The following is a 25,986-nucleotide window of genomic DNA, read 5'->3' as shown; positions in this document are numbered from 1 at the left end:
CGCCCACACGGGAAGCATCAAGAAAACAGGAGACACGCGTGAACGCAGCCAGACGGCCGCGTCGAAGGTGCCTGCGCCTTCGTACGACGGACCTTGAGACCAACGCCATGCATGCACGCCGCGCGCCGGGTGCGCGCGGCGACCCACCCCCACGATTCCCCGACCGACCCGCCTGAAGTGCGGGCCGTCCGTCGTCGCGCTTTTTCCCAACCCCTTTCACCGCCCGGCGCCGATGCGCCATGGCCGGGCGTGCCCCTGCGCGCCCCGGCTGCCCTTCTCAGCAAACCCAGGAGACAACCTTGACCCTTTTCCATGCCCAACTCTTGCGCGCCGCAACGGCCGCGTGCCTCGGCCTGGCGCTGGCCGCTTGCGGCGGCGGCAGTGGCGGCAATGACAACGCAGCAGCCGCAGCGCTGCTGGCCGCCGCCTCGGCCAACAACCCGCCCGCCAGCGGCAACAACCCACCGGCCACCACACCGCCGACGACCACCCCACCCGACGATCCGGCACCTGCCGATCCTGAAGACGACAGCTTCGACACGTACTACAACGTGTGCCGTGGCACCAATCCCAAGTGCTATCACGACTGGGGTGCCTTCGCCTCGACGCCCGACCGCGTGCTGATCTACTCGCGCACCGCCGGGCCACGCCATGCCAATCTCGGCACCCCGATGGCCGCCGGACTCAACCCGACGCTCAATCCGGACAACCTCATGCAGATCGGCCTCATCCGCATGCTCAAGGCCGAGGGCATCACCGCCGACTGGACCGAGGATGTGTCGGTGCTCTCGGGCCGCATCAACAACTACAAGGCAGTGATCTTCGCCAGCCCCAACCGCGACACGCTGTGGAATGACGCCGTCACCACCAGCAAGGACGCGGCCCGTACGGCGCTGCGCAACTACATGCGCCGCGGCGGCGGCTTCGTGGGCCTGCACAACGCCTTCGGCGCCGAGTACACCTGGCCCTACTACGAAGGCCTGCTGGGCAATGCCAACTTCTACAACCACGGCCCCAACCGCGCGGGCGACGTGCTGATCGTGGCCGATGACCCCTCCACCAAGGACCTGCCCAAGCGCTTCTCCTTCCAGGACGAGTGGTACAACCTCGAGCCCTTTCCGACGAACGTGAAGTTCCTCGCGACCGTGGACACCTCCACCCTCAAGCCGCTCACGGCCGCGCCGCATCCGGGCCATGAAGGCTTCCATCCGGTGGCCTGGTGCCAGTACTACGACGGTGGCCGCGCCTGGGTCACCTCGCTGGGCCACAACGGCGACTCCTTCGCCGAGAACTACTCCGGCGTGGGCTCGGAGTTCTTCCAGAAGCTGATCGTGCAGGGCGTGAAGTCGGCCATGGGCCTGACGCCCTTCTGCACCACGCCCTGACCGGGCCACACGCGGCCGGCATCTGCCGGCCGCGCCTCGTTCTGCCTCACGCATTCTTCGGAGACAACGTCATGAGACTCACCCACCTGGCGACGGTGCTGCTTTCCGCCGGCGTCATCGGTTCCCCCCTTCTGCTGGCCGGCTGCGGCGGCGACTCGAACAACGGCGGCGTGCTGCCCATCGTGCCCGCGCCCACCCCGGCGCCGTCCCCATCGCCAACGCCCGCCCCACAGCCCGCGCCAGCCCCGGCCGCCGCCTTGTCCGACTGCTGCACCGCCGGCGACAAGGACTTCCCGAAGGTGGGCGGCAACCTCGGCAACCAGAACTACACAAGCCTGGGCGCCATCGACAAGAGCCGCGTCGGCCAACTCGGCGGCGCCTGGGTCAACCGCGTCGAAGGCGGCGTCGTGAGCGGCAACAGCCAGAGCACCACGGTGGCCGTGGACGGCGTGCTGTACATCGAATCGGCGCAGGGCAACCTGATCGCAGTCGACGGCAAGACCGGCGCCACCAAATGGAAGTGGACGACGCCCTACGGCGCCATCACCCGCCGCGGCGCCGCGGTGGCCAAGGACCTGGGCCTGGTCTTCACCATCGGCGGCGGCAACCGGCTGGTGGCCCTGGACAAGGACACGGGCAAGGTCGTCTACGTCAAGCAGTACCCCACCTCGTCGTCCGATGCGGCCTTCCTGGGCGCGGTGCAGAAGGTGGCGCTGGTCTACCACGACAAGCGCCTGTTCATCGGCACCAACGACGGCAACCGCGGCGCCGCCTTCACGGCCGACGCGGCCACCGGCAAGGTGCTCAATGCCTTCTGGGGCGTGCCCCGCGCCGGCGAGATGGGCTACGACACCTGGGGCGGTGCACCCGACAGCGACCGCACCGGCGCCACGCCCTGGATCCACCCCGCCGTGGACCCGGCCCTCAAGACCGTGTATTGGACCTTCGGCAACGTGCGCGGCGGCTCGTCGCAGAACGGCTCGACGCGGCCGGGGCAGAACCTGTTCGCCAACTCCATCGTGGCGCTGGACATGGACACGGGCGCCTACAAGTGGCACTTCCAGTCCGTGCACCACGACATCTGGGACATGGACAACGTCATGTCGCCCGTGCTGGCCGATGTGAAGATCAACGGCGCCGACCGCAAGGTCGTCATCTACGGCAGCAAGACGGGCATGTACTACATCCTCGACCGCCGCGATGGCAGTGCGCCGCTGGGCATCGACGAGATCCCGGTCAAGCAGGACGCGCGGCAGGCGACCTCGCCCACGCAGCCCTTCCCGCGCCAGGGCGCCTGGACCGAGACCTGCGTGGTCAACCAGGCCCTGGGCACTGCCGTGCCGGGCGACCCCAACCGGGCCGTGCCCAACTACGTGACCGGCTGCCTGTTCGACCCGCACTGGGACGTGCCGGTGCTCACCATCCCGGGCCATGGCGGCGGTGCCAACTGGAACCACCAGTCCTTCAGCCCCCGCACCGGGCTGGTCTACACCGGCATGGGCTACGTGGCTGCAGCCCACTCGCTCACGGAGTCCAGCAACGGCCTGCGCCCTCCGGGCGAGTACCAGACCGGCGCGGTGGTGGCCGTCGACCCGACCACCAACCTCGTCAAGTGGAAGAAGCCCATGCCGTACTCGCTGGCGCATGGCAACGGCATCCTGAGCACGGCCTCGAACCTGCTGTTCATCGGTCAGCCCGACGGCAACCTGCTGGCCCTGGACGCTCAGGACGGCAGCGAGCTGTGGCGCTTCCAGACCGGCTCGGGCATCAGCGCCAGCCCCATCGCCTACGAGATCGACGGCGAGCAGTACATCGCGGTGTATGCCGGCGGCACCAGCATTCCGTACGGCAACTCCGCGCCGCGCGGCGACTACCTGTGGGCCTTCAAGGTCGGCGGCACGGTCGCCCCGGCGCCAACGCCGACGCCACCCGAGGTGCGCCGGCCCGTCTCCGGCTCGCCGGTGGAGGGCACCGCGCTGCCCACGCCCAACACCGTGTTCCTGGGCCGCGTGCAGACCGCCACCAACGCGCCGGGCACCACCGAGTCGACCGCGGTGAACGCGATGACGCCCACCTGGATGCGTGTGCCGGCCAACACCACGGTGACCTTCACCAACCCGGCGGACAACCCCAACACGCACTGCGCCACGCAGTTCTTCGAAGGGGCGTTCAACTTCCGCCTGGCACCCGGGCAGTCGGCCAACTACACCTTCACGCAGAAGGGCGAGTACTTCTACAACGACTGCTACAGCCCGCGGCCTACGGGGAAGATCGTGGTGTATTGACCCACCCCCAGGCTGCGCGCTTCGCGCTCCGCCTCCCCCCTTCGAGGGGGCGCACCCAGCGGCCTGGCAAAGCCAGTTCCGCGGGTGCCCTGGCGGGGGCTGCGCGGGATCACGTCCGCGCCTGTGCTTGATTCAAGGAAGGCGCAGGTCCATGCCGAGCCCCGCTGCGACCCCGAACGTCAGGAGCAGCACGGCCGTGAGCACCAGGATGAAGACGGCAGCGACCTTGCCCGCCGTGAGCAGTAGCGCGCGTTTGCTCAAGCCCTGACCCTGTTCGTAATGCCACTTGATGGCAAAGAACATCGTTGCGCAGAAGACGAGCGCCTTCAGAGTGATGAAGCCGACGGGAACCCATTCCATGGGGCAGATTGGATACGCCGGTGCGTTGGGCGGGAACTGGGCAAATTGTCCTAGCGCACGGTTCATTCGACGCGCGGGTGTGTGCTTGCGTGCATCGTGGCGCTATCGCCGTTCGGCGCGTCGGCCGTGGCGCGCTGGTGACCGTCGTGTGGTCGGATACGGTGCTGCCGCCGGACGGAGGGACGCACCAGTGCGCAGGCCGCCCGGTCGTCTCTGACCGTTGCACCATCCGGGGAGCTGATGACGGCCTTGTTGAGATCGAGGCCGGGCGCGGGATGGTCGTTTTGGCGTATGCGACCGATCAACCGGCCAACGGCCAGTTCGTTGCGCACCTCAGCGATAGCGCCTACTTCGTCCGTAGCAGACTTCCGGTCCGCCAGAAGAATTTGCGGCGCTTGCGGCATTAAGGTGCGTCACTTTTCCTTCCCACGCCACGATGCTGGATGGAGCGTGGTGATGCCAAGCAAGAGACCCGACGCAACAAGAAGCCAGTGGAACGCGCCACCGTCCTGTGTAACCTCGAGCGCAGCATTATGTGGATTGCCTGGTTCGTAGATAACGGAGACCCAACTCCCAATGGGACGAGTGCTCGCCTGCAATTCTGCTTGGCTGCGTTGGTGTTTGCACCCGTATGTGCCAAACGCCACACGACGACTGACGTAGCGCCTGTCATCCACAACGTACTCATAGCTCCATTCGGGACACCATAAGCGGCCGGCTTTTCCATCCGACGAAACGATCTTCACTGAGCGCACGATGCCGTCAGTTCGCGGCCAACTACTTTGCGAGCGCTCGAGGAGGACCCCCTTCACGCCGTAGACAAGGAGCGAAACACCAAACGTGGCAATCACGAACGCAAAAATCAATTGTCTCTTGGCGACCATCATCGTGCGCAAACTATCAATGCGGCAGATTCCGCATCGACTGATGAATTTCTTGCTGACAAGTGCATGTTCACGGATCTATTCCAAACGTCTGCCATTGGCCGAAACCCGCCGGCAGAGAGGATAGCCCGAACGCCGGCGTCCGCTGCAAAGCGTAAGTTCAAAACGCTCAAGCGAGCGGCTGGCCCAGACCAACCGCAGCCGCTCTCAGACCGAGGCCGGCCCTTCGCCCCGGCACGTCGCCACATCGTCCGCCCGCCCCAGCCAGCGCACCAAAGCCAAAGCCTCAACCACCGTCGCATGCCGTCACCCAGGCCATCGGATAGCATCGCGCCCCCCACAGCCGTGGCCTCTGCATCGCAGACGCCTGCGCCGTGCGGACACGCCCCCATGACTGCCCACATCCACGTCGACCGCCTCACCAAGGTGTACCGCATCGCCGAGCGCGATCCGGGGCTGCGCGGGGCGCTGCGCGGCCTCTGGCGGCGGCGCTACCGCACCGTGGAGGCGCTCGCGGGCGTTTCCTTCTCGCTGCAGCGCGGCGAATTGCTGGGGCTCATCGGGCCCAATGGCGCCGGGAAGTCCACCACGGTCAAGTTGCTCGCCGGCATCCTGCGGCCCGATGGCGGACGCATCACCATCGACGGCCGCGATCCCTTTGCCGAGCGCGAAGCGCATGTGGGCCGCATCGGCGTGGTGTTCGGACAGCGCACCCAGCTGTGGTGGGACCTGCCGGTGGAAGACGGCTTCGACCTGCTGCGCGACATCTACCGGGTGGACGCGGCCGACTACCGCCGCACGCGCGACGAACTCGTCGCGCTGCTCAACCTGGAGGGGGTGCTCGGCCAGCCGGTGCGCCAGCTCTCGCTCGGCCAGCGCATGCGTGCCGAAATCGCCGCGGCGCTGCTGCACCGGCCCGACATCCTGTTCCTGGACGAGCCCACCATCGGCCTCGACGCGCCTTCCAAGCTCGCGGTGCGCGACTTCGTGCGCAGGGCCAATCGCGAGCGCGGCACCACGGTGCTGCTCACCACGCACGACATGCACGACATCGAGGCGCTGGCCCAGCGGGTCATCATCGTCGGCCATGGCCGGGTGCTGGCCGACAGCCCGGTGGAGGCGTTGCGGCGGCAGGTGCTGGCCGAGCGCCGCCTGGTGGTGGACTTCGCCGGCACGCCGCCGGACGGAACTGAACTCGCAGGTACGCCCGTCGCGGCGCGGGAGGGACGCACGCTGGTGTTGCGCTTCGACCCGCAGCAGACGCCCGCGGCCGACCTGATCGCCCGCATCGCAGCGGCCCATGCGGTGGAAGACATCCGCATCGAGTCGCCCTCCATCGAAGAGGTCATCGCCCGCTTCTACGCCCTGCACGGCGCGGCCGAGGCATGAGCGGCCGCCGATCGGTGCCGAATGGACTCGCAGCCCGGCCGGCGCGAGGACGCTGGCTGCGGCCCTACCGCGCGGCCTTCGTCTCGCGCTTCCTGCAGATGCTGCAGTACCGCACCGCGGCCTTCGCCGGCTTTGCCACCCAGTGCTGGTGGGGTGGCATCAAGGTGATGGTGCTCGCGGCCTTCTACGCGGCCGGCGCGGCGCCCATGCCGCTCGCCCAGGCCGTCACCTACACCTGGCTCGCGCAGGGGCTGCTGGCCTTGCTGCCCTGGGCGGGCGATCCCGAGGTGGCGCAGGCGGTGCACACCGGTGCCGTCGCCTACGACCGCCTGCGGCCGGTGGACGCCTACTGGCTGTGGTTCGTCCGCAGCGCGGGCTGGATCGCGGCGCGGGTGCTGCCACGCCTGGCGCTGATGGCCGCCTTCGCGGCGCTGCTGCTGCCCCTGGCAGGCTGGGGCGACTGGTCGTGGCGCCCGCCCGCCAGCCTGGCGGCCGGCGTGGCCTTCGGCGTGTCGATGTTGCTGGCGCTGCTGCTGTCGGCCGCGCTGGTCATGCTGCTGAACGTGGCCGCGGTGGCGGCGCTCGATGCCCGCGGCATCAACATGCTGGCGCTGCCCGTGGTGATCCTCCTGTCGGGCAACCTGGTGCCGCTGGCGCTGCTGCCGGACGGCTGGCAGCGCTGGCTGCTGCTGCAGCCGCTGGCGGGGCTGCTGGACATCCCGGCGCGGATCTACTTCGGGCAGTGGACGGGCGCGGACGCGGTTGGCGGTCTGCTGCTGCAGGTCTTCTGGATCGCGACATTGGCGGCCGCCGGTCGGTGGGCACTGCTGGCCGCCTTCGCGCGCCTGGAAGTGCAGGGGGGCTGAGGCCATGGCACGCAGCCGTTCCATGGGCAACGCCCGCCTGTTCCTGCGCTTCGCCGCGGCTTCGATCGCGGGCCAGGCCCGCTATCCCGCATCGGCGCTGATGCTGACCACCGGCCAGTTCCTGGCCACGGGCATCGAGGTCGTCGCCATCTGGGCGCTGTTCGACCGCTTCGGCAGCCTTCAGGGCTGGCGTCTCGGCGAGGTGGCGCTGTTCTACGGACTGGTGCACGCCATGTTCGCGCTGGCCGACATGCTGGGCCGCGGTTTCGACGTGCTGGGCACCGAGCTGCTGCGCACCGGCGCCTTCGACCGGCTGTTGCTGCGGCCACGGCCGGTGGCATTGCAGCTGATGGGGCACGACCTGCGGCTGAGCCGACTGGGCCGTCTGCTGCAGGCCGGGCTGGTGCTGGCCTTCGGCAGCGTGCAGGCGGGCATCGACTGGACGCCGGCCGCCATCGCGGTGGCCGTGTTCGCGGTCGCGGGCGGCGTGGCGCTGTTCCTGGGCATCCTGGTGCTGCAGGGCGCGCTCGCCTTCTGGACGGTGGAAAGCCTGGAGATCGCCAACGTGTTCACCTACGGCGGCGTGGAGGCGGGGCAGTACCCCATGGCGCTGTACGCGCGGTGGTTCAGGCGCCTGCTCACCTTCGGCGTGCCGCTGGCCTGCGTGGCCTACTACCCGGCGCTGTGGGTCCTGGGCCGCGCCGATCCGCTGGGCGCGCCCGCCTGGGTGGGCGCCGTCTCGCCCCTGGCGGGCTTTGTCTTTCTGGGGCTCGCGTTCGGCGTGTGGCGCCTGGGCCTGCGCCGCTATGCGTCCAGCGGCAGTTAGCCGCGTGCTCAGCGCAGCCGCTGCTGAAGCGGATCGCCCAGCAGGCTGAGCCGGCCGGCGCGGTCGATGCGCCACAGGCGCTCGTTGCCGTGGCCATCGTCGGCGGTGAACAGGACGGCATCGCCGACTGCAGTGAAGCCGACCGGCATCGAATGCGCCGCGCCGGGCACCACGTCGGCCATGCGGCGCGTGCCGGCGGCCGTGCCGTCGGTGGACCAGGGCTCCACGCCATGCATGGCATCGCCGGCCGAAAACCACAGCCGGCCCGCCGCCACCTCGAAGCGCGAGGGTGTCGCGCTCGATGCGCCCGCGGCAATGTCGGCCACGCGCCGCGTGCCAGCCTCCGTGCCGTCCGAGCTCCACAGCTCGGCCCCGGACTCCCCATCGGTGGCCGCGAAGTAGAGCCGCCCGTTCATCACGGCCATGGGGCTCGACAGGCTGCCGCGCGGCCCGTGCTGGATGTCCTTGACCAGGCGCGTGCCTTCGGTCGTGCCGTCGCTGCGCCACAGCTCGATGCCATGGCGGCCGTCGTCGGCCGCGAAGTACAACACGCCCTTCATCGCCGTCAGGTGCCGCGGTTGCGACGCGGCGTCGCCGGCCCGCACGTCCTTCACCAGGCGCGTGCCCTCCGCCGTGCCATCGCTCGTCCACAACTCGGTGCCGTGCTGGCCGTCGTTGGCGGTGAAGTACAGCTGCCGCCCCACGGCCGTCAGGCGCGCGATGCCGCCGTCCTCGGGCCCGGCTCTGACATCCTTCACAAGCCGGGTGCCCTTGGCACTGCCATCGCTCACCCAGAGTTCATGGCCATGCTCGGCCGTGGTGGCGGTGAAGAAGAGCCGGTCGCCCACCACGGTGAGCTGCCGCACCAGGGCCCGTGACCCCGGCGCGATGGCGGCGACGCGCACCGTGTTCTGGGCCGTGCCCTGCGTCTTCCAGAGCTGGAAGCCGCCGTCCGGCTCCTTGGCGACGAAATAGAGCGCGTCCTTGAAGACCGTCAGCTCGGCCGGCAAGGCGCCATCGCTGCCGGGCGCGCCGGGCAGTCGGGTGACCGCCACCGTGCCGCGCTCGGTGCCATCGGTGCGCCAAAGCTGCACGCCGTGCTCACCGTCGGTCGCGGCGAAATAGATGCGGCCCCGGTATGGCGTCAGGCTGGAGGGATAGGCACCGCGGAAGCCCGGAAGGATGTCCTTGAGCAGGCGCGTGCCGCCGGCCGTGCCGTCGGTGATCCACAGCTCCTGGCCGCTGAGCGCATGCACCGCGGTGAAGACCGCACGGCGCTCACCCAGCGGCGTGAGCTGTGTGGGCGAGACGAAGGCGAGGCGCGCGCGCTGCTCTGGCAGAACGGTGCGGTCGGGGTCGGCGGCCGCTGCCGGCTGAGCCATGGCCGTGCCGAGGGACAGCGTCGCGACGGCCGCCAGCGACAGCGCCAGACGGCAGGCATAGAGAAAAGGGGAGGGCGTGAACGCATGCATGCGTGCACTCTATCCAAAGAGGAAATGTTTTCCACTTGGAGATTCCACCCGGGTCGCGGCGGGTTCAAAGCGCCATGCCGCGCCGTCCCTCACCCCGGCCTCGGCAAACCCCTTAGACCAAACGGCCGAATGTTGACTTGTATTGCCAAATGCTTAAGTGCAGCATCCCGTTGCGCCGAACCCGGCGCGAGAGGAGACAGGCACATGAGGAAAGCAATGATCCTGGCCGCAGCCTTGTCGCTGTGTGTCGCCGCGGCTGCCAAGGGCGGAGGCGGAGGGCACAGCAGCGGCGGCGGCCTTCATTCGGGCAGCCATTCGGTGAGCGGCTACACCCGGCACGACGGAACCCACGTCGCGCCCAGCCATGCCACCAATCCGAACCAGACCAAGCTGGACAACTGGAGCACCAAAGGCAACGTCAATCCCCACACCGGCAAGGAAGGGACACGCAAGCCATGAAGCGCCGATTGCTGGGAGCAGTTTTGATTGCCACCCTCTTCGGGGGTGTGGGCGCCAACGCCAACGCGCGAGGCCGACGTGGGGGTCACTCGTCCGGCAGCCGCCACGCGACCTACAGGGGCGGTGCAGGCGGGGTTGGGGGCGGGGGTGGCAGCGGGGGCTGCGGCTCGCGCGGCGGGCCCGGCTATCGCAAGCCGAACGGCCAATGCGCCAGCCAACGGGATTGAAAGCCTCGCGGCCCTAGCGTCGCGCCGGAATCAGCGGCATCAGCAGTCGGCTGTCGTGGTCGCCACCCGTGAGGACCGTGGTCACGCCGCCGAACTCCGCCACAGGCCGGTCCTCGGGATGGTCATGGCGCATGCGACCGGGCGGGGTCACGATGAAATCGTGGCCCTGTACCGTGAGCACAAGACGCCAGCCCTTGGGAAAGACCAGGCAGGTGGGCCAGATCTCCACCTCCACCGGATAGGCCTCGCCGGGCACGAGCTTCTGCACCTCGTCATGGGCATGCCAGGGCCGCCAGGGCAGGCTGCGCGCCGGGTCCAGCTTGCGGTGCGAGGCACGCAGCCAGCCCATGGCCATGGGCACGCGCTCGTGCGCGCCCACGTAGCTCATCTCCTGCCCGTCCGGATCGAAGACGCGCAGTACGACGAACAGGTCGGCATCGGTGGTACTGGACGAGACCCACAGCCGCAGCACGGCCGGGCCGGTGAACTCGGTGTCCTGCGCGAAGGGCGCGGTCGAAAAGCTCAGGCCTTCGCCCATGGCTTCGAAACTGGCCCGGCCGGCGCCGCGCGGCGGCACGTCGCCCAGCGAGCCGTCGGCGGCGTCCAGGTGGAAGGGCGTCCAGGCGGTGCACGCGAGCGGCCATTCCTGCTCCGTTCGCATCTCGGCCGTGCCATCGGCATGACGGATGGCGAGTTGCACAGGCGGCTCGCGGTCCCAGCCGTTGTCCTCGCCCGCCAGGAAGTGCTTGAAGAAGCGCTGCTGGATGGCCACGTAGTGCGGCAGGTAGAAGCTTTCGTAGTGCGTGCCGATGTGCGCGAAGAGCCACTTCTGCCGCGACCCGGCACGCAGCCAGCCTTCGAAGTTGCCACGCAGGTGCATGCCCGGGCCGCCCCAGTTGGCGGCGGACAGCAGCGGCACCTCGATGGCCGGCAGGTTGGCCGCGCGGGCACGGTTCCAGGCGTCGTCCAGCGGGTGCGAGAGGCGGTCGTTGGGATGGTCGGCGCGGCTGCCTTCCAGCAGTTCGTCCGACAGCGCGGGGCCGGTGGTGCGTTCGCCCGTGAGCCGGTCGCGGTGCGTGCTCTTGCCACTGCCGTACTGGTTGGCCAGCACCTGGCGCGGCCACCATTCGAAGGTGAAGCTGTTGCTCAAAATGCCTCCGTGGTGGCCGCCGTCGCGGTAGAACTCGCTGGAGCCCTCCCACGGCACGATGGCCGCCAGGTGCGGTGGCCGCAAAGCCGCGACCTGCCACTGCTTGATGGCCAGGTACGACACGCCGATGAGCCCCACCTTGCCGTTGCTCCACGGCTGCGTGCCGGCCCATTCGATCCATTCGTAGAAGTCGCGCGTCTCCACCGGGCCGAAAGGGTCCAGGTAGCCCTCAGACCGGCCGGTGCCGCGCGAGTCGACCTGGATGACCACGAAGCCTTCGGGCACCCAGCGTTCCGGGTCCACCACTTCCCAGCGCAGGTAGCGGCCGGTGCTGCCCTCGGTGTCCAGGCCCGGGTAGATGCGCTTGAGCACCTGCCACTGCGGGTTGAAGGCGTCTTCGAAGTGCACGTCCTTGCCGTAGGCGCCCATGGCCATCACCACGGGATAGCGGCCGGGCGCCTCGGGGCGGAACACGTTGGCGCGCAGCGTCACGCCGTCGGACATGGTCACGGCCACGTCACGCATGAACACCAGGCCGTTCTCGACGGTGGTGCGGGTTTCCAGATTGGGCATGGCGCTCATCCTCCTCGGGCTCCTTTTCTTACTGCAGCGGCACGTTGGCCTGTTTGACGATGCGGGCGAACTTGTCCATCTCCTGGCGGAAGAAGACAGCGAACTCCTGCGTGCTCAGCGTGGCCGGCGGGCTGTCCCAGCCGACCATCTTGTCCTTGACCTGCGGCACCTGCATGGCGCGCTGCACTTCGGCGGCCAGCTTCTGTACCACGGCCTCGGGCGTCTTGCCGGGCGCGAACAGGCCGACCCAGCCGCCGTTGTAGTCCATGCCTGCGACGCCGCTCTCGGCCATGGCGGGCACGTCCGGAAAGGCCGCGATGCGCTTGGCACTGGTGACGGCCAGCGGCCGGACCTGCCCGGCCTTCACCGCCATCGTGGCCGCGGCGGTGCTGAGGAAGCAGGCCGTCACCTCCTTGCTCATCACGGCATTGAGCGCCGGTGCCGCGCCCTTGTAGGGCACATGCAGCATGCGGGTGCCGGCGGTCTCGTTGAGCAGCTCGCCGGCCAGGTGCAGGGTGTTGCCGGTGCCGGGCGAGCCATAGGTGATCTGGGCATCGGCCTTGCGTGCCGCCTCCAGAAACTGGCCGAAATTCTTGTACGGCGAGTCGGGCGCCACCACCAGCGTCAGCGCCGGCGCGATCGTGAAGAGCGTGACCGGCGCGAAGTCGGCCAGCGTGTCGTAGGGCAGGCTCTTGTAGATGCTCGGGTTGATGGCCTGCGAACCGGTGGTCACCAGCAGCGTGTAGCCGTCGGGCGCGGAACGCGCCACCGCTTCGGCCGCCACGATGCCGTTGGCCCCCAGGCGGTTGTCGACGATGACGCCCTGACCCAGTTGCTGGCCCAGCTGCGTGCCGATGACGCGGGCCAGCAGGTCCGGGCTGCCGCCGGCCGAAAAAGGCACCAGAAGCTTGATCGCCCGGTTGGGATAGGCGCCCTGCGCGAAGGCAGGCGTGAACGGGGCCGCAGCGAGCGCACCCAGCGTGGCCAGGCAGTGCCGGCGATGGATCATGGCGATGTCTCCTCTCTTGTGAAGCTCGGACGCGTGCGTCGAAGCGTCAGTTCGGCAGTGCGCCGGTTTCGCGCACCACGCGCGACCACTTGTCCAGCTCGCGATCCAAATAGCCGCGCACGGCCTCCAGGTTGCCGCCCATGGGCTCGAAGCCGGTGGCAGCCAGGCGGGCCAGGAACTCCGGGTCCTTCTGCAGGCGCGCCACCTCGTCGTTGATCCGCTGCAGCACGGCCGGCGGCGTCTTGGCCGGCGCGAAGACGCCGACCCAGGTCACGTCCTCGAAGCCGGGAAACCCCGACTCCGCCACGGTCGGCACATCGGGCAAGGCGGGCGAGCGCTGCGCGCCCGTCACCACCAGCCCGTGCACGCGGCCGGACTTGACCAGCTCCACCGCCGCCGGCAGCGCCACGCTGGCCAGCTGCGTCTGGCCGCTCATCGCGGCATTGAGCGCCGGCGCCGCACCCTGGTAGGGCACATGCGTCACGGGCACTTTGGCCAGCACCTTGAACAAGTACTCGGCGGTGAGGTGCGGTGTGGTGCCGGCACCGGCCGTGCCGTAGTTGTAGCTGCCGCCCTTGGCGTCGGCCACCACCTCCTGCAGCGTGCGGGCCTTGAGGTTGGGCGCCGTGACGATCAGGTTGGGGCTGGCCGCGACCAATGCCGCGAGCGTGAGGTCGCCCTTGGGGTCGAAGCCCAGCTGCCGCTGCATCGACGGGTTGACGGCGTAGGAGCTGGTGTTGATCAGCAGGGTGTAGCCGTCCGGCTCGGCGCGTGCGACCAGGGCCGAAGCCACGCTGCCGCCGGCACCCGGCTTGTTCTCGACCACCACGCTCTGGCCGAGAGGCTGGGCCAGCCGATGCGCCAGCAGCCGGGCAATGATGTCTGCCGGGCCGGCCGGCGCGAATGCGACCACGAAGCGCACGGGTCGCGCGGGCCACTTGTCTTGCGCCATGCCCGCCAGCGGCAGCGCCGCAAGGGCGAGGGCCGGCAGCAGGCGCCGCCAGAGCTTGGATGCCATGTCTTTGTCTCCTGGGAAATGGCCCGGCCGCTTCTGCGACGGCTCGGACCGGTGGGCTGCCCGGCAGCCCGGTGGCTCAGACGGAAGCGAGCACGTGCCGCGCCATCTCCTCGCGGGTGCAGATCCACACGTCGCCGGCCTGCTTCACGCGGGCCATGATCTCGTCGTAGACCCAGGCGCCGGAGGGCCGGCCCATCACGTGCGTGTGGGCCGTCACGTCCAGCATCAGCGGCACCGGCTCGGCGCGCATGGCGGCGAAGGTGTCCTCGAAGGTCTCCAGCATGTGCCGCGGCCCCTGGCCGTAGCGGATGCAGGTGGGCAGGTCGTTCACGTCCATGGTGAGCGGAATGCCCACGATGCGCCTGCCGCCGAAGTCCATCACATAGGGCCGGTCGTCGTCGTTGACGTCGCCGTGGTGCAGGTAGCCCGCCTCGGCCAGCAGGCGCGAGCTGATGGGGCTGCCGGTGCCGCGTGGGCTGATCCAGCCGAGGGGCGCCACACCGGCCGTGGCCGTGAGCAGCTCGTGATTGCGGGCGAGGTTGGCGCGCTCGCCGGCCTCGTCGAAATAGACCGGGATCACGTCCATGCCCCACGAGTGGTTGATGACCTCGTGGCCCAGCTCGGCCAGCTTGCGCACCGTGGCCGGGTCGCGCTCGCAGATGACGCCGTTGACCATCACGCTGGTACGCACGCCGTGCTTCTGCGCAATGCCCAGCAGGCGGTGGATGCCGCGCACCAGGCCGAAGCTGGCCCAGGAATGCGCATTGGTGTCGAAGAAGCCCGGCTTGAGCACATTGCCCATCGGCCCGATGCCCGGCGCCTGGCCGTCCGACCAGGCCTCGTAGGCAATGTTGAAGATGACCGCGAGCCGGTGGCCGCCCGGCCAGCGGAAGTCATCGGGCAGGCGGGTGATGACGGGGTCCATCTCAGCCTTCCTCCTGCACCACGGGGTTGGCCAGCAGGCCCACGCCCTCGATCTCGATCTCGATGCGATCGCCCGGCTGCATCCACACCGGCGGCGTGCGCGCATAGCCCACACCCGACGGCGTGCCCATGGCGATGACATCGCCCGGCTCCAGCGTGAGCACCTCGCTCAGCAGCACCAGCGCGCGGGCCACCGTGACGATCATGTGGCCGGTGTCGTCGCTCTGCATCACGCGGCCGTTCAGGCGCGACTCGACCTTCAGGCCCGCAGCGCCGGGCGGCAGGTCGGCCGCCGGCACCAGCCAGGGGCCGAAGCCGCCGGTGCCGTCGAAGTTCTTGCCGATGGTCCATTGGGCCGTGCGGCGCTGGTAGTCGCGCAGCGTGCCGTCGTTGAAGCAGGCATAGCCCGCCACGGCCGACAGGGCATCCGCTTCGGTCAAGTGCCGCGCGCGGCGGCCGATCACCACCGCAAGTTCGGCCTCGAAGTCCAGCTTGTCCGACACCCGGGGCCGCACCAGCGGCGCGCCATGGGCGATCAGCGAGCTGGCGCCGCGCATGAAGAAGCTGGGGTACTCGGGCGCCGCATTGCCACCCTCGGCGGCATGGGCGGCGTAGTTCAGGCCCAGGCAGATCACCTTGCCGGGACGGGCGACGGGCAGCTCCCAGCGCACAGCATCGGGCACGAGCGGTGTGGCCTGCTCCAGCTGCCGGGCGCTCGGGCCGTGGGCCGTCAGGTCGAGCCAGGCGCTGTCGTCCACCCCGGCCGGCACCTGGTCACCCAGGCCCCACAACTCGCCTCCGCGCTCCACGGCCCATTGGGTGGGGCGCCCTGGTGGCGTCACGCGCGCATATCTGGACATAATTTCGACAAACCCTTGCTGACTGGTGTTTGACGATATTAATTATCAAGAGGATGTTTTGTCGATAAAAACGGAACCAGGGATTGTCCCAGGGCTGGCCGCCGTCGCCGATGCCTCGTCGCCCACGCTGGCGCGCCAGACCTATGAGCGCCTGCGTGCCGATTTGCTGGCCGGCCACTGGCAGCCCGGGCGCAAGCTGCTGATGCACGAGCTGCGCGAGCGCTACCAGGTGGGCGCGAGTCCGCTGCGGGAGGCACTCAACCGCCTGGCCAGCGAGGAATGGGTGGTGCACAACGACCAGCGTGGCTTCGCGGTGGCCCAAGCCACGCAGGCCCAGCTGGAAGACCTCGTGAACACCCGCGTCGCGGTGGAGTCGCTGGCCATCGGCCAGGCCTTCGCCCGCCGCGGACCGGAGTGGGAGGAGCCGCTGGTGCTGGCCTTCCATCGCCTGTCGCGCACGCCCCGGTCGATCTCCGACGACGCGTATGCCGAGAACCCGGAGTGGGAGCGCCAGCACCGGGCCTTCCATCGCGCCCTGCTGGCGGGCTGCGGCTCCTCACTTTTGCTGGGCTTCTGCGAGCAGCTCTACGACCAGGCTTACCGCTTCCGCCAGCTCGCCGCCCGCGTGGCCTACAAGCGGCGCAACGAGCACGACGAGCACCGCGCCATCTTCGACGCCGTCATGCAGGGCGAGCTGGAACACGCGCGGGCATTGCTGGCGGAGCATTACCGGCGCACGGCCAGCATCTTCGAGCACGAGCGCGAAAGTGCCGCTGCACCCGGCAAGAAGGGTTGATCGGCCCGGCCCGCGCCGCGGGCCGCGCGGTCAGCCCTCGATGCGCCGAGGCCGCGAGGCGCGCGCGGGCGGAGCATCGCGCTGCCCGGCGCGCAACTTGTCCGTGAGGGCCTGCGCAGCCTGCTGCACCGCACCGCGCAGGCGTTCGAGTGCCGTCGCGCTGGCCGCCCGGCCCTTGGCCGGCACGATGGCCACCAGGCTGCCCAGCACCTTCTGTTCGGCGCTGAAGATGGGTGCACCCACGCCGATCAGACCTTTGTCGATCTCGCCGTGCGAGACGACCACGCCCTCCTTGCGCACGCGGCGCATGTTGGCGCGGAACTCGTCCCAGTTGTCGCCCAGGCCGGCGGCGCGGATCTCGGCCGGGTGCCACAGCATCAGGTTGCGCTGCTGGTAAGGCGTGAGGTGGGCCAGGATGGCCTTGGCCGTCGCGCCCAGGAACATCGGCATCGGCTTGCCGCGCTCGTAGCTGGAGGTGTAGCTGGTGTCGGGCCACTCGGTGTCGGCGCACATCACCTTGTCGCCGTAGTAGGCGCAGAGCATGACGTTGACCTTCTGCTCTCGGGCCAGCGTGGCCATCACGTCCCGGGCGGCCAGCAGGATCGGGTCGCGCAGGCGCAGCAGGCGATCGAGCTCGATGATGCGCGAGCCGACCACGTACGCGCCGCCGTGCACCGGGCTGATCAGGCCCGCGGTGGACAGCGACTTCAGGTAGCGATAGGCCGTGGCGCGGGAGCAGCCGATGTGCGCCACGATGTCCTCCTGGGTGATGGCGCTGTTGTCCTCGGTGAAGAGGTTCAGGATGCTGAGCATCTTGTCCAGGCTGCCATCGGGCGTGCCGTTGCCGCGGGCGCCGCCAGCGTCGGTGGACTCGTCAGGATCGCTGTGGGACATCGGGGACGGGGCTCTCCAGGTGCGGCGGCAGTTTATCGCGCGGGCCCTTCCGGGCAGCCCCGCGCGCAGGCCGGCCGCAGTGCGTTTCGGCTCACTTCTTGACCAGCGGGCAGGCCGGGTCCGGCGCCTTGAAGGCCTGCTGCGCGGGGATGGTGCGCACCACCGTGTAGTAGTCCCAGGGGCGCTTGGACTCGGACGGCTTCTTGATCTTGTAGAGGTACAGATCGCGCATCACGCGGCCGTCCTCGCGGATGGTGCCGTCCTTGGTCATCAGGTCGTTGATCTTCATCTCGTGCATCTTCTTCATGACCGCGCCGGCCTCGTCGGTGCCGGCCGCCTGCACGGCCTTGAGGTAGTGCAGCGTGGCCGCATAGTTGCTGGCCTGCACGCCCGAAGGCATGCGGCCCGCGACCTTGTAGAAGCGTTCGGACCACTGCCGGCTCTCGGGGCTCTGGTCCCAGTAGAAAGCCTCCACCAGGTTGATGTCCTGGCCGATGGCCAGGCCCATGCTGTGCACGTCGTTGATGCCCATGTACAGCGCCGCGATGCGCTGCTTGCCGGTGCCGATGCCGAACTCGCGTGCCTGCTTCATGGTGTTGATGGTGTCGGCGCTGCCGTTGGCCAGGCCGATCACCTGCGCCTTGCTGGCCTGGGCCTGCACCAGATAGGACGAGAAGTCCGAGCTGCCGATGGGGTGCCGGATGGCCCCGAGCACCTGCCCGCCCTGCGCCTTGACGACGGCCGAGGCATCGCGCTCCAGGGCATGGCCGAAGGCATAGTCGGAGGTGATGAAGAACCAGCTCTTGCCGCCCTCGGCCATCACGCCCGACGCCGCGCCGGAGGCATAGGCATAGGTGTCGTAGGTCCAGTGCACGCCGTTGGGCGAGCAGGCCTTGCCGGTGAGGTCGGAGGTGCCGGGGCTGGTGAAGATGGCCACGCGGTTCATCTGCCTGGTCAGCTCCTGCACGCCCAGCGCGATGGCCGAGTTGGGCACGTCCAGGATCATGTCCACGCCCTCCTGCTCGTACCACTTGCGGGCGATGGCCAGGCCGATGTCGACCTTGTTCTGGTGGTCCGCGGACACGATCTGGATCGGCTTGCCCAGCACCTTGCCGCCGAAGTCGTCGATGGCCATCTTCACAGCCTCGATGGACATCTTGCCCGACATGTCGGCAAACAGGCCCGACTGGTCGTTCAGCAGGCCGATCTTGACGACGTCGTTGGACACCGTCTGCGCATGGGCGGCGCCGGCCACGGCCAGGCTCAGCAGGCCTGCGGCGGCGCAGGCGAGGGTGGGATGCTTCTTCATGGGTTGTCTCCTGTTGTCGGTATGGGATGCAAAGCGGCAGTCGTCCGCGCTATTCCAGCTTCTGGCCGGCGAACTGGTCGATGAACACGTTGGGCTTGAGGAAGAACGAGAGCACCAGCGCGCCGTGGGGCGACCGAGCCACGTGGCGATTGCCGCGCGGTCGCCAGACATAGCCGCCGGCCCGCGCCTCGCCCTCGGCATCCACGATGGAGCCTTCGAGGATGTAGCTCTGCTCGATCTCCACATGCTCGTGCATGGGCAGCTCCGTGCCCGGCTGCCAGCGGAAGAGGGCCGTGAGCAGCCCCGTCTCCTTGTCCTGCACGAGCACCTTGATGTCGATGCCGGGCACCTGCGTCGGCTTCCACGGCAGTGCCTCCACATCGAGGTAATGGGAGGCCAGCGGGCCGAGCAGATGGGCCCCGGCCTCGCCGGGTGTTTCTAGCGCCATGACGGATGTCTCCTTGGATGGATGGGCCGGGTTTCCCCGGAGGTCGAAAGCTTGGATGGCCGAAAAATTCTTTCGTATAGTAGAAATCGTGTCAAGTCTCATGAAACGAGACTTTTATTGATTCAGCACATGGCTCAACGCCATACGTGCGGCACCTGGCTGCCGCCATCGAACAAGGAGACAAGCTTGAATTCAGCCTTTCTGGCCGAGACCTTCGGCCTTGCCGGCCGCACCGCGCTGGTGACCGGCGCGGCCTCGGGCCTGGGCTTCGCCATTGCGCGCAGCCTGGGGGGCGCGGGTGCCCGCGTCGTCGTCAACGACCTGGCCGCCGACGCCTGCGCTGCCGCCGTCGCGCAGCTGCAGGCGACCGGCATCGAGGCCCGCGGTGCCGTCTTCAGCGTGACCGACAGCGATGCCGTGCATGCCGAAGTCGCGCAGCTGCAGACGACGGGCTGGGCCCCCGACATCCTGGTCAACAACGCCGGCAACCAGAACCGCAAGCCGCTGGTCGAGATGTCCCTCGACGAGTGGAAGCAGATCCAGGCGGTGCATGTGGAAGGCGCCTTCAACTGCTGCCACGCCGTGCTGCCGGGCATGGTGGCGGCCGGCCGCGGCACGGTGGTCAACATGTCGTCGGTGGCGGGCCAGGCCACCATGCCGGGCATCGCGGCCTACGCCACGGCCAAGGGCGCGCTGGCCGCCCTCACGCGGGCCATCGCCGTCGAATACGGCCCCCGCGGCATCACCTGCAACGCGCTGGCCCCCGGCTTCGTCAAGACGCGCTTTACCTCGGCGCTGCAGGCGCGCGAGGGCTTCCAGTCCTTCATCGAGCAGTCCGTGCCGGCTGGCCGCTGGGCCGAGCCCGAGGACATCGCACCGCTGGTCGTGGCCTTTGCCGGCCGCAGCGGCGCCTTCATCAACGGCCAGGTGGTGGCCATCGACGGCGGCATGCTCGCCCGCATGTGAGGAGCCCGCATGGCTGAACGCATCGCCCTGGCCTGCGAGGGGCTCACCAAGCGCTTCGGCGGCTTCAAGGCCGTCGACAACGTGTCGCTGACCGTGCGCGAGGGCACCATCCACGCGCTGATCGGTCCCAACGGGGCCGGCAAGACCACCTGCTTCAACCTGCTGACCAAGGTGCTGCAGCCCGATGCCGGCCGCATCGCCTATTTCGGTCGCGACGTGACCCGGTTGCAGCAGGAGGCGGTCGCGCGGCTGGGAATGGTCCGCTCCTTCCAGATCTCGGCCGTGTTCCTGGGCCTCACGGCCCTGCAGAACGTGCGCGTCGCGCTGCTGCAGCGCACCGGGCTGGGCCCGAAGTTCTGGCGGCCGGCCCGCGCCATGGGCCATCTGGACGGCGAGGCCGCGCGGCTGCTGGGCGAGGTCGGGCTGGAGGCCGATGCCGGCACCCGCGCCGCGCAACTGCCCTATGGCCGCAAGCGCGCGCTGGAGATCGCCATGACGCTGGCGCTGGACCCGCGCATGCTGCTGCTCGACGAACCCATGGCCGGCCTGGGCCAGGAGGACGTCGCGCGCATCACCGCCCTGATCCGGCGCGTGTCGGCCCATCGCACCGTGCTCATGGTGGAGCACAACCTGTCGGTGGTCTCGGAGCTCTGTCACACGATCACCGTGCTGGCGCGCGGCAGCATCCTGGCCGAAGGCGACTACCAGCGCGTCTCGACCGACGAGCGCGTCATCACCGCCTACATGGGCGTCGAAGCCGTGCAGGAGGCCGCATGATGCTCCAGGTCAGCAACCTGCACGCCTGGTATGGCGAGTCGCACATCCTGCAGGGCGTGAACCTCGAAGTGCGCCAGGGCGAACTGGTGACCATCCTCGGGCGCAACGGCGCCGGCAAGACGACCACGCTGCGCGCCCTGATGGGCATGATCGAGCGGCGCACCGGCTCCATCGTGTTCGACGGCACCGAGACCATCGCGATGGCCGACCACCGCATCCCGCGCCTGGGTCTGGCCTACTGCCCGGAAGAACGGGCCGTGTTCCGCAGCCTGACGGTGACCGAGAACCTGATGCTGCCGCCGGTGCTCGCGCCTGGCGGTCTGAGCGTCGACGAGATCCATGCGCTCTTCCCCAACCTGAAGGAGCGCGCCGGCAGCACCGGCGGCAATCTGTCGGGCGGCGAACAGCAGATGCTGGCCATCGGCCGCATCCTGCGCACCGGCGCGCGCATGCTGCTGCTCGACGAGCCCACCGAGGGTCTGGCGCCCGTGATCGTCAAGCAGATCGCCACCGCCATCCGTGCCCTCAAGCAGCGCGGCTTCACCATCGTGCTGGTGGAGCAGAACTTCCACTTCGCCTCGTCGGTGGCGGACCGCCTCTACATCATGGACCACGGCGTCGTGGTCGACCACCTGAGCGCCGCCGAAGCCGCGGCGCAGCCCGAGCGCATCCGGCGCCAGCTCGGCGTCTGACGCAGCAGCAGGAAATCACACCATGTTCGACATCTTCGGGATCCCGTCTTCCGCGCTGCTGAGCCAGCTGCTGCTGGGGCTGATCAACGGCGCCTTCTACGCCACGCTGTCCATCGGGCTGGCCGTCATCTTCGGGTTGCTCAACATCATCAACTTCGCGCACGGCGCGCAGTACACGGCCGGCGCCTTCATCGCCTGGATGCTGCTGAACTACCTGGGCATCGGCTACTGGGGCGCGCTGGTGCTGGCGCCGCTCATCATGGCCGTGCTCGCCGTGGTGCTGGAGAAGACCATCATCGCGCGCACCTACAAGATGGATCACCTCTACGGCCTGCTGCTGACCTTCGGGCTGGCGCTGTGCATCGAGGGCGCGTTCCGGCAGGCCTATGGCGTGTCGGGGCTGCCCTATGCCATCCCGGAGCAGCTGCTGGGCGGCATCGACCTGGGCTTCATGTTCCTGCCGCTGTACCGTACCTGGGCCATCGTCGTCTCGCTGGTGGTGTGCGTGGGCGTCTGGCTGCTGATGGAGCGCACGCGGCTGGGCGCGGTGCTGCGCGCCGCCACCGAGAACCCCGCGACCGTCAAGTCCTTCGGCATCAATGTTCCTCGCTACATCACGCTGACCTATGCCCTGGGCGTCGCGCTGGCGGCCATCGCCGGCGTGGTGGCCGCGCCCATCTACCAGGTCAGCCCGCTCATGGGCTCCAACCTGGTGGTCGTGGTGTTCGCGGTGGTGGTCATCGGCGGCATGGGTTCGATCGGCGGCGCCATCGTGAGCGGCCTCGGGCTCGGCGTGATCGAGGGGCTCACCAAGGTCGTCTATCCCGAGGCGTCGAACTTCGTGATCTTCGTGATCATGGCCATCGTGCTGCTGGTCAAGCCTTCGGGCCTGTTCGGCCGGCCGCTGCAGGTGCAGAACACCGTGGCGGCCGAGGCCACCCGCGTCAGCTTGCGCCTGGCGCGCCGGTACCAGGTGCTGGGCTGGTGGCTGCTGCTGGCCCTGGCGCTGGTGGCGCCGCTGGTGCTCTACCCCACCTTCCTGATGAAGGTGCTGTGCTTCGCGCTCTTCGCGGCGGCCTTCAACCTGCTGCTGGGCTACGTCGGCCTGCTGTCCTTCGGCCATGCGGCGTTCTTTGGCGCGGCGGCCTATTCGACCGGCATGGCCATGAAGGCCTGGGCGCTCACGCCCGAGCTCGGCCTGCTGGCCGGCACGGCCACCGGCGTGCTGTTGGGGCTGGTGTTCGGCGCGTTGGCCATCCGCCGGCAGGGCATCTACTTCTCCATGATCACCCTGGCGCTGTCGCAGGTGGTGTACTTCGTGGCCGTGCAGGCCGGCTTCACGGGGGGCGAGGACGGCCTGCAGAACGTGCCCCGCGGCAGGCTCTTCGGCCTGTTCGACCTGGGCAACTCGATGGTCATGTACTACGTGGTGCTCGCCGTCTTCCTGGCGGCCTACCTGTTCGTGGTGCGCATCCTGCAGTCGCCCTTCGGTGAGGTGATCCGCGCGGTGCGCGACAACGAGCAGCGCGCCCGCTCGCTGGGCTACGGCACGTCGCGCTACAAGCTCCAGGCCTTCGCCCTGTCGGCGGGGCTGGCGGGGCTGGCGGGCTCGATGAAGGTGCTGGTGTTCGGCGTGGCCTCGCTCACCGACGTGCACTGGCACGCCTCGGGCGAGGTGGTGCTGATGAGCCTGCTTGGCGGCATCGGCACCCTGCTGGGCCCCATCGTCGGCGCGCTGACCTTCGTCACCCTGCAGAACTACCTGGCGCCGCTCGGCTCGTGGGTGCTGATCGTGCAGGGCGTCATCTTCATCGCCTGCGTGCTGCTGTTCCGCGAAGGGCTGGTGGGCCTGGCGGTGCAGGGCTGGAACCGCCTGGGCGGGCGCAACCCGGCCGGCGCGGGCAAGGGAGGCTGAGCCATGTTCATCCATGCCGTCCTGATGGCCTTCAAGCCCGGCACCGACGAGGCCTTCCACCAGCGCGTGGAGGACTACGCGGCGCAGATCCGCGCGGGCTCACCCGGCCTGGTGAGCTACCTCTACGCGCCCAACGAGGCCAGCCGCGCGCAAGGCTTCAGCCATGCGGTGGTGGCCTGCTTCGCCGACGAGGCCGCCCACGAGCGCTACCAGATCAGTGCCGTGCACCAGGAGATGAAGGCCTTCATGGCCGGTCAGACGGAGCGGCTGGTGGTGTTCGACTCCGGCCACTGGCGCTGACAGCCTCAGTGCTTGTGCTCGCCGTGCTGCATCGGCATGGCCTCGGGCCGCAGCGGCCGCACGGGAGCCTGCACCTGCACCGTCTGGCGCTTGCCGTCCTTGCCTTCGAAGACCAGCGTGAGCGGCACCGTCTCGCCTTCCTTCACCTGCTGCTTCAGGTCCATCAGCATCACGTGGTAGCCGCCGGGCCTGAGTTCCACCGTCTTGCCAGCGGGCAAGTCCAGCGCAGGCATCGGCCGCATCCGCATCACGTTGTCCTGCAGCGCCATCTCGTGGACCTCGGCGCTGGCGGTGAGCGGCGTGCTCACCGACACCAGCCGCGCATCCTGCGCCGACTGCAACTGCATGAAGGCGCCCGTGGCCTTCTGCTGCGGCACGGTGGCGCGCACCCAGGCGTCCTTGACGGTGACCTGGGCATGGGCAGAGGCGACGACCAGGAGGGCGGCGGCAAGGGCCAACGGGCGGATGAGGGAAGGCATGGCAGGGCTCCGGCAGAGAGAAGACGTCCGAAGAATAGCGGCAGGGCTCGGCCGTTCGCCCAGTTGGCGCCAGCCCAGGCCCTGGCTAGCATGGACCGATGGACTTCCGCCGCCGCTTCTGGATCGTCTCTGCCGCTCTGGCCGTTGCCGGATGCGCGGTTCCCCTCGCCGCGCCACCGCCGTCGGCCGGGGCGCCCGCCGTGCAGACGAACAGCCTGGGCATGCGCTTCGTCCGTATCCCCGCGGGCGAATTCCTGATGGGCAGCGATGAGCCGGCCGCCACCCTGGCCCGTGACTTTCCGCAGCTGCCGCCCGAGCGCTTTGCTCTGTTGGGCGACGAAGGCCCGGTGCACAAGGTGCGCATCACGCATGCCTTGTGGATGGGACAGCACGAGGTTACGGTGGGCCAGTTCCGCCGCTTCCTCGAGCGCTCGGGCTATGTGCCGGAATCCATCGCCGATGGCACCGGCGGCTATGGCTGGCGCGTCGACTACGACCCCGCCAAGACCGCGCGCGGCGATGCCTTCGAAGGCCGCGACCCGCGCTATGCCTGGAACAACCCCGGCTTTGCGCAGGGCGACGACCACCCGGTGGTCAACGTGACCTGGAACGATGCCCAGGCCCTGGCCGCGTGGCTCAGCCGCACCGAGGGCCGCCGCTACCGCCTGCCGACCGAGGCCGAATGGGAATACGCCTGCCGGGCCGGCAGCCGCACCCGCTACAGCACGGGCAACGATCCCGCCTCGCTGCGCGGCAGCGCCAACGTCTTCGACCAGAGCACCGCGGCCTACTGGCCACGGTGGAAGGCGATGGCCCTTCCGGCCGACGACGGCTTCGCCTTCACCGCGCCGGTGGGCAGCGGCGCCCCCAATGCCTGGGGCCTGTACGACATGCACGGCAACGCCTGGGAATGGGTGGCCGACTGGTACGGCGAGGACTACTACGCCCGCTCGCCCGTCGACGACCCGCAGGGCCCTGCCGACGGTTCGGTGCGGGTGCGGCGCGGCGGCTCGTGGCACACCTGGCCCTTCTATGCCCGCGCCAGCTACCGCAACTGGAATGCGCCGGACACGCGCTACACGCTGGTGGGCATCCGGCTCGTGCGCGAGGACGGGCCCTGAGCCTGCGGGCCGCGGCAATGGACCACCGCCGCCGCAGGAATCAGCCTCCCGGCAGGTGCAGCCGGGCCGAGTCCTTGACCTCTTCCATCACCGCATAGGTGCGCGTCTCGCGCACGCCCGGCAACTGCCACAGCACCGCACCCGCAAAGCGCCGGTAGTCGGCCATGTCGGCGCTGCGGGTCTTGAGCAGGTAGTCGAAGCCGCCGGCCACCATGTGGCATTCCATGATCTCGGGGTGCACCTGCACCGCGGCCTTGAAAGCGTCGAACACGTTGGGTGTGGTGCGGTCCAGCAGCACCTCCACGAAGACCAGCATGCCCGCGCCCAGCTTGAGCGGGTTCAGCCGCGCCTCGTAGCCGAGGATGTAGCCCTCGTCGGTGAGCCGCTGCACCCGCGCCAGCACCGCCGTGGGCGAGAGACCGATGGTCTCGGCCAGCTTGACGTTGGTGATGCGGCCATCGGCCTGCAGCGTGGCCAGGATGCGCAGGTCCAGGCGGTCCAGATCCGGCGCTGCATTCAGTGGTTTGTTCGGCATGATGAGAGGGATTCGAACGAATATTCGGCGAAGTCTGCGGGATTATTCAGGCATCCGCTAACCCAGC

General features: G+C 69.1%; 26 protein-coding genes. 13 read left to right on the top strand and 13 right to left on the bottom strand.

What is annotated here, in order from left to right; all coding sequences use genetic code 11:
• Positions 1-299 precede the first annotated feature (299 nt).
• Together DFR41_RS14530 and DFR41_RS14525 are read left to right on the top strand one after the other, a co-directional pair.
• Positions 300-1,385: a ThuA domain-containing protein gene (locus DFR41_RS14530; protein ID WP_244917758.1), complete on the top strand. Its 1,086-nt coding sequence runs from the start codon at positions 300-302 to the stop codon at positions 1,383-1,385.
• A 71-nt stretch (positions 1,386-1,456) separates the two neighbouring features.
• Positions 1,457-3,670: an outer membrane protein assembly factor BamB family protein gene (locus DFR41_RS14525; RefSeq protein ID WP_017761244.1), complete on the top strand. Its 2,214-nt coding sequence runs from the start codon at positions 1,457-1,459 to the stop codon at positions 3,668-3,670.
• A 132-nt stretch (positions 3,671-3,802) separates the two neighbouring features.
• On the opposite strand, the gene DFR41_RS14520 is transcribed toward DFR41_RS14525, so the two are convergent.
• Positions 3,803-4,030, bottom strand: coding sequence for a hypothetical protein (locus DFR41_RS14520; RefSeq protein ID WP_114803215.1), 228 nt, complete (start codon positions 4,028-4,030; stop codon positions 3,803-3,805).
• Between the two features lie 413 nt (positions 4,031-4,443).
• Positions 4,444-4,917, bottom strand: coding sequence for a DUF3592 domain-containing protein (locus DFR41_RS14515; RefSeq protein ID WP_114803214.1), 474 nt, complete (start codon positions 4,915-4,917; stop codon positions 4,444-4,446).
• Between the two features lie 387 nt (positions 4,918-5,304).
• Between DFR41_RS14515 and DFR41_RS14510 the strand changes: the two genes are divergently transcribed.
• From DFR41_RS14510 to DFR41_RS14500, 3 genes are read left to right on the top strand one after another with little or no spacing between them, the layout of a single operon-like run.
• Positions 5,305-6,303, top strand: a complete 999-nt coding sequence (locus DFR41_RS14510; RefSeq protein ID WP_114803213.1) for an ABC transporter ATP-binding protein — start codon at positions 5,305-5,307, stop codon at positions 6,301-6,303.
• Positions 6,300-7,169, top strand: a complete 870-nt coding sequence (locus tag DFR41_RS14505; RefSeq protein ID WP_114803212.1) for an ABC transporter permease — start codon at positions 6,300-6,302, stop codon at positions 7,167-7,169. Before DFR41_RS14510 ends, DFR41_RS14505 begins: the two co-directional genes overlap by 4 nt.
• A 22-nt stretch (positions 7,170-7,191) precedes the next feature.
• Positions 7,192-7,995, top strand: coding sequence for an ABC transporter permease (locus DFR41_RS14500; protein WP_114803371.1), 804 nt, complete (start codon positions 7,192-7,194; stop codon positions 7,993-7,995).
• A gap of 8 nt (positions 7,996-8,003) precedes the next feature.
• On the opposite strand, the gene DFR41_RS14495 is transcribed toward DFR41_RS14500, so the two are convergent.
• Positions 8,004-9,467 carry an ELWxxDGT repeat protein gene (locus DFR41_RS14495; RefSeq protein WP_114803211.1) on the bottom strand — a complete coding sequence of 488 codons (1,464 nt, stop codon included), beginning with the start codon at positions 9,465-9,467 and terminating at the stop codon, positions 8,004-8,006.
• A gap of 216 nt (positions 9,468-9,683) precedes the next feature.
• On the opposite strand from DFR41_RS14495, the gene DFR41_RS14490 reads away from it, so the two are divergent.
• Positions 9,684-9,926 (top strand): hypothetical protein, encoded by a 243-nt coding sequence (locus tag DFR41_RS14490; RefSeq protein ID WP_244917757.1) that lies wholly within the window; start codon positions 9,684-9,686, stop codon positions 9,924-9,926.
• A 240-nt stretch (positions 9,927-10,166) separates the two neighbouring features.
• On the opposite strand, the gene DFR41_RS14485 is transcribed toward DFR41_RS14490, so the two are convergent.
• The 5 genes from DFR41_RS14485 to DFR41_RS14465 all read right to left on the bottom strand — a co-directional run bounded on the left by DFR41_RS14485 (position 10,167) and on the right by DFR41_RS14465 (position 15,687).
• Positions 10,167-11,876 (bottom strand): CocE/NonD family hydrolase, encoded by a 1,710-nt coding sequence (locus DFR41_RS14485; RefSeq protein ID WP_244917756.1) that lies wholly within the window; start codon positions 11,874-11,876, stop codon positions 10,167-10,169.
• Between the two features lie 28 nt (positions 11,877-11,904).
• Entirely contained in the window at positions 11,905-12,885 is a 981-nt protein-coding gene (locus DFR41_RS14480) for a tripartite tricarboxylate transporter substrate binding protein (RefSeq protein WP_114803209.1), read from the bottom strand.
• A 46-nt stretch (positions 12,886-12,931) separates the two neighbouring features.
• Complete coding sequence (locus DFR41_RS14475) at positions 12,932-13,903, bottom strand: tripartite tricarboxylate transporter substrate binding protein (RefSeq protein ID WP_114803208.1); 972 nt, start codon at positions 13,901-13,903, stop codon at positions 12,932-12,934.
• Positions 13,904-13,979: 76 nt separating this feature from the next.
• Positions 13,980-14,828, bottom strand: a complete 849-nt coding sequence (locus DFR41_RS14470; protein WP_170159376.1) for a polysaccharide deacetylase family protein — start codon at positions 14,826-14,828, stop codon at positions 13,980-13,982.
• Between the two features lies 1 nt (position 14,829).
• On the bottom strand, positions 14,830-15,687 hold the full coding sequence (locus tag DFR41_RS14465) for a fumarylacetoacetate hydrolase family protein (RefSeq protein ID WP_114803206.1): 858 nt from the start codon (positions 15,685-15,687) through the stop codon (positions 14,830-14,832).
• Between the two features lie 58 nt (positions 15,688-15,745).
• On the opposite strand from DFR41_RS14465, the gene DFR41_RS14460 reads away from it, so the two are divergent.
• Positions 15,746-16,483, top strand: coding sequence for an FCD domain-containing protein (locus tag DFR41_RS14460; RefSeq protein ID WP_114803205.1), 738 nt, complete (start codon positions 15,746-15,748; stop codon positions 16,481-16,483).
• Positions 16,484-16,513: 30 nt separating this feature from the next.
• Here the strand turns inward: DFR41_RS14460 and DFR41_RS14455 are convergent, their stop codons facing one another.
• From DFR41_RS14455 to DFR41_RS14445, 3 genes are all read right to left on the bottom strand, one after another.
• Positions 16,514-17,377, bottom strand: a complete 864-nt coding sequence (locus DFR41_RS14455) for an IclR family transcriptional regulator (protein WP_244917755.1) — start codon at positions 17,375-17,377, stop codon at positions 16,514-16,516.
• 91 nt (positions 17,378-17,468) lie between these two features.
• Positions 17,469-18,686: an ABC transporter substrate-binding protein gene (locus tag DFR41_RS14450; protein WP_114803204.1), complete on the bottom strand. Its 1,218-nt coding sequence runs from the start codon at positions 18,684-18,686 to the stop codon at positions 17,469-17,471.
• A gap of 49 nt (positions 18,687-18,735) precedes the next feature.
• Positions 18,736-19,134 (bottom strand): cupin domain-containing protein, encoded by a 399-nt coding sequence (locus DFR41_RS14445; protein ID WP_017759469.1) that lies wholly within the window; start codon positions 19,132-19,134, stop codon positions 18,736-18,738.
• 186 nt (positions 19,135-19,320) lie between these two features.
• Here DFR41_RS14445 and DFR41_RS14440 point away from each other — a divergent pair, with 186 nt between their 5' ends.
• From DFR41_RS14440 to DFR41_RS14420, 5 genes are read left to right on the top strand one after another with little or no spacing between them, the layout of a single operon-like run.
• A complete protein-coding gene (locus DFR41_RS14440; RefSeq protein WP_114803203.1) occupies positions 19,321-20,100 on the top strand; it encodes an SDR family NAD(P)-dependent oxidoreductase in 780 nt (259 codons plus the stop codon).
• Positions 20,101-20,109: 9 nt separating this feature from the next.
• The gene (locus DFR41_RS14435) at positions 20,110-20,877 is read left to right on the top strand and encodes an ABC transporter ATP-binding protein (protein ID WP_114803202.1); all 768 of its coding nucleotides are present in this window, start codon (positions 20,110-20,112) and stop codon (positions 20,875-20,877) included.
• Entirely contained in the window at positions 20,877-21,569 is a 693-nt protein-coding gene (locus DFR41_RS14430) for an ABC transporter ATP-binding protein (protein ID WP_114803368.1), read from the top strand. Before DFR41_RS14435 ends, DFR41_RS14430 begins: the two co-directional genes overlap by 1 nt.
• A 22-nt stretch (positions 21,570-21,591) precedes the next feature.
• Entirely contained in the window at positions 21,592-23,484 is a 1,893-nt protein-coding gene (locus DFR41_RS14425) for an ABC transporter permease (RefSeq protein ID WP_114803201.1), read from the top strand.
• A gap of 3 nt (positions 23,485-23,487) precedes the next feature.
• Positions 23,488-23,784: a Dabb family protein gene (locus tag DFR41_RS14420; RefSeq protein WP_114803200.1), complete on the top strand. Its 297-nt coding sequence runs from the start codon at positions 23,488-23,490 to the stop codon at positions 23,782-23,784.
• Positions 23,785-23,789: 5 nt separating this feature from the next.
• Here DFR41_RS14420 and DFR41_RS14415 read toward each other — a convergent pair whose 3' ends face one another.
• Complete coding sequence (locus DFR41_RS14415) at positions 23,790-24,263, bottom strand: copper chaperone PCu(A)C (RefSeq protein ID WP_114803199.1); 474 nt, start codon at positions 24,261-24,263, stop codon at positions 23,790-23,792.
• Between the two features lie 98 nt (positions 24,264-24,361).
• Between DFR41_RS14415 and DFR41_RS14410 the strand changes: the two genes are divergently transcribed.
• Positions 24,362-25,384, top strand: a complete 1,023-nt coding sequence (locus DFR41_RS14410; protein WP_114803198.1) for a formylglycine-generating enzyme family protein — start codon at positions 24,362-24,364, stop codon at positions 25,382-25,384.
• Positions 25,385-25,424: 40 nt separating this feature from the next.
• On the opposite strand, the gene DFR41_RS14405 is transcribed toward DFR41_RS14410, so the two are convergent.
• Positions 25,425-25,919: an Lrp/AsnC ligand binding domain-containing protein gene (locus tag DFR41_RS14405; RefSeq protein ID WP_017759477.1), complete on the bottom strand. Its 495-nt coding sequence runs from the start codon at positions 25,917-25,919 to the stop codon at positions 25,425-25,427.
• Positions 25,920-25,986 lie beyond the last annotated feature (67 nt).

Origin of the sequence: Pseudacidovorax intermedius (assembly GCF_003350475.1) — a bacterium.
In the GTDB taxonomy this organism is placed as follows: Bacteria; Pseudomonadota; Gammaproteobacteria; order Burkholderiales; family Burkholderiaceae_C; genus Xenophilus; species Xenophilus intermedius.
This window is presented reverse-complemented; position numbering and strand designations above follow the sequence as displayed.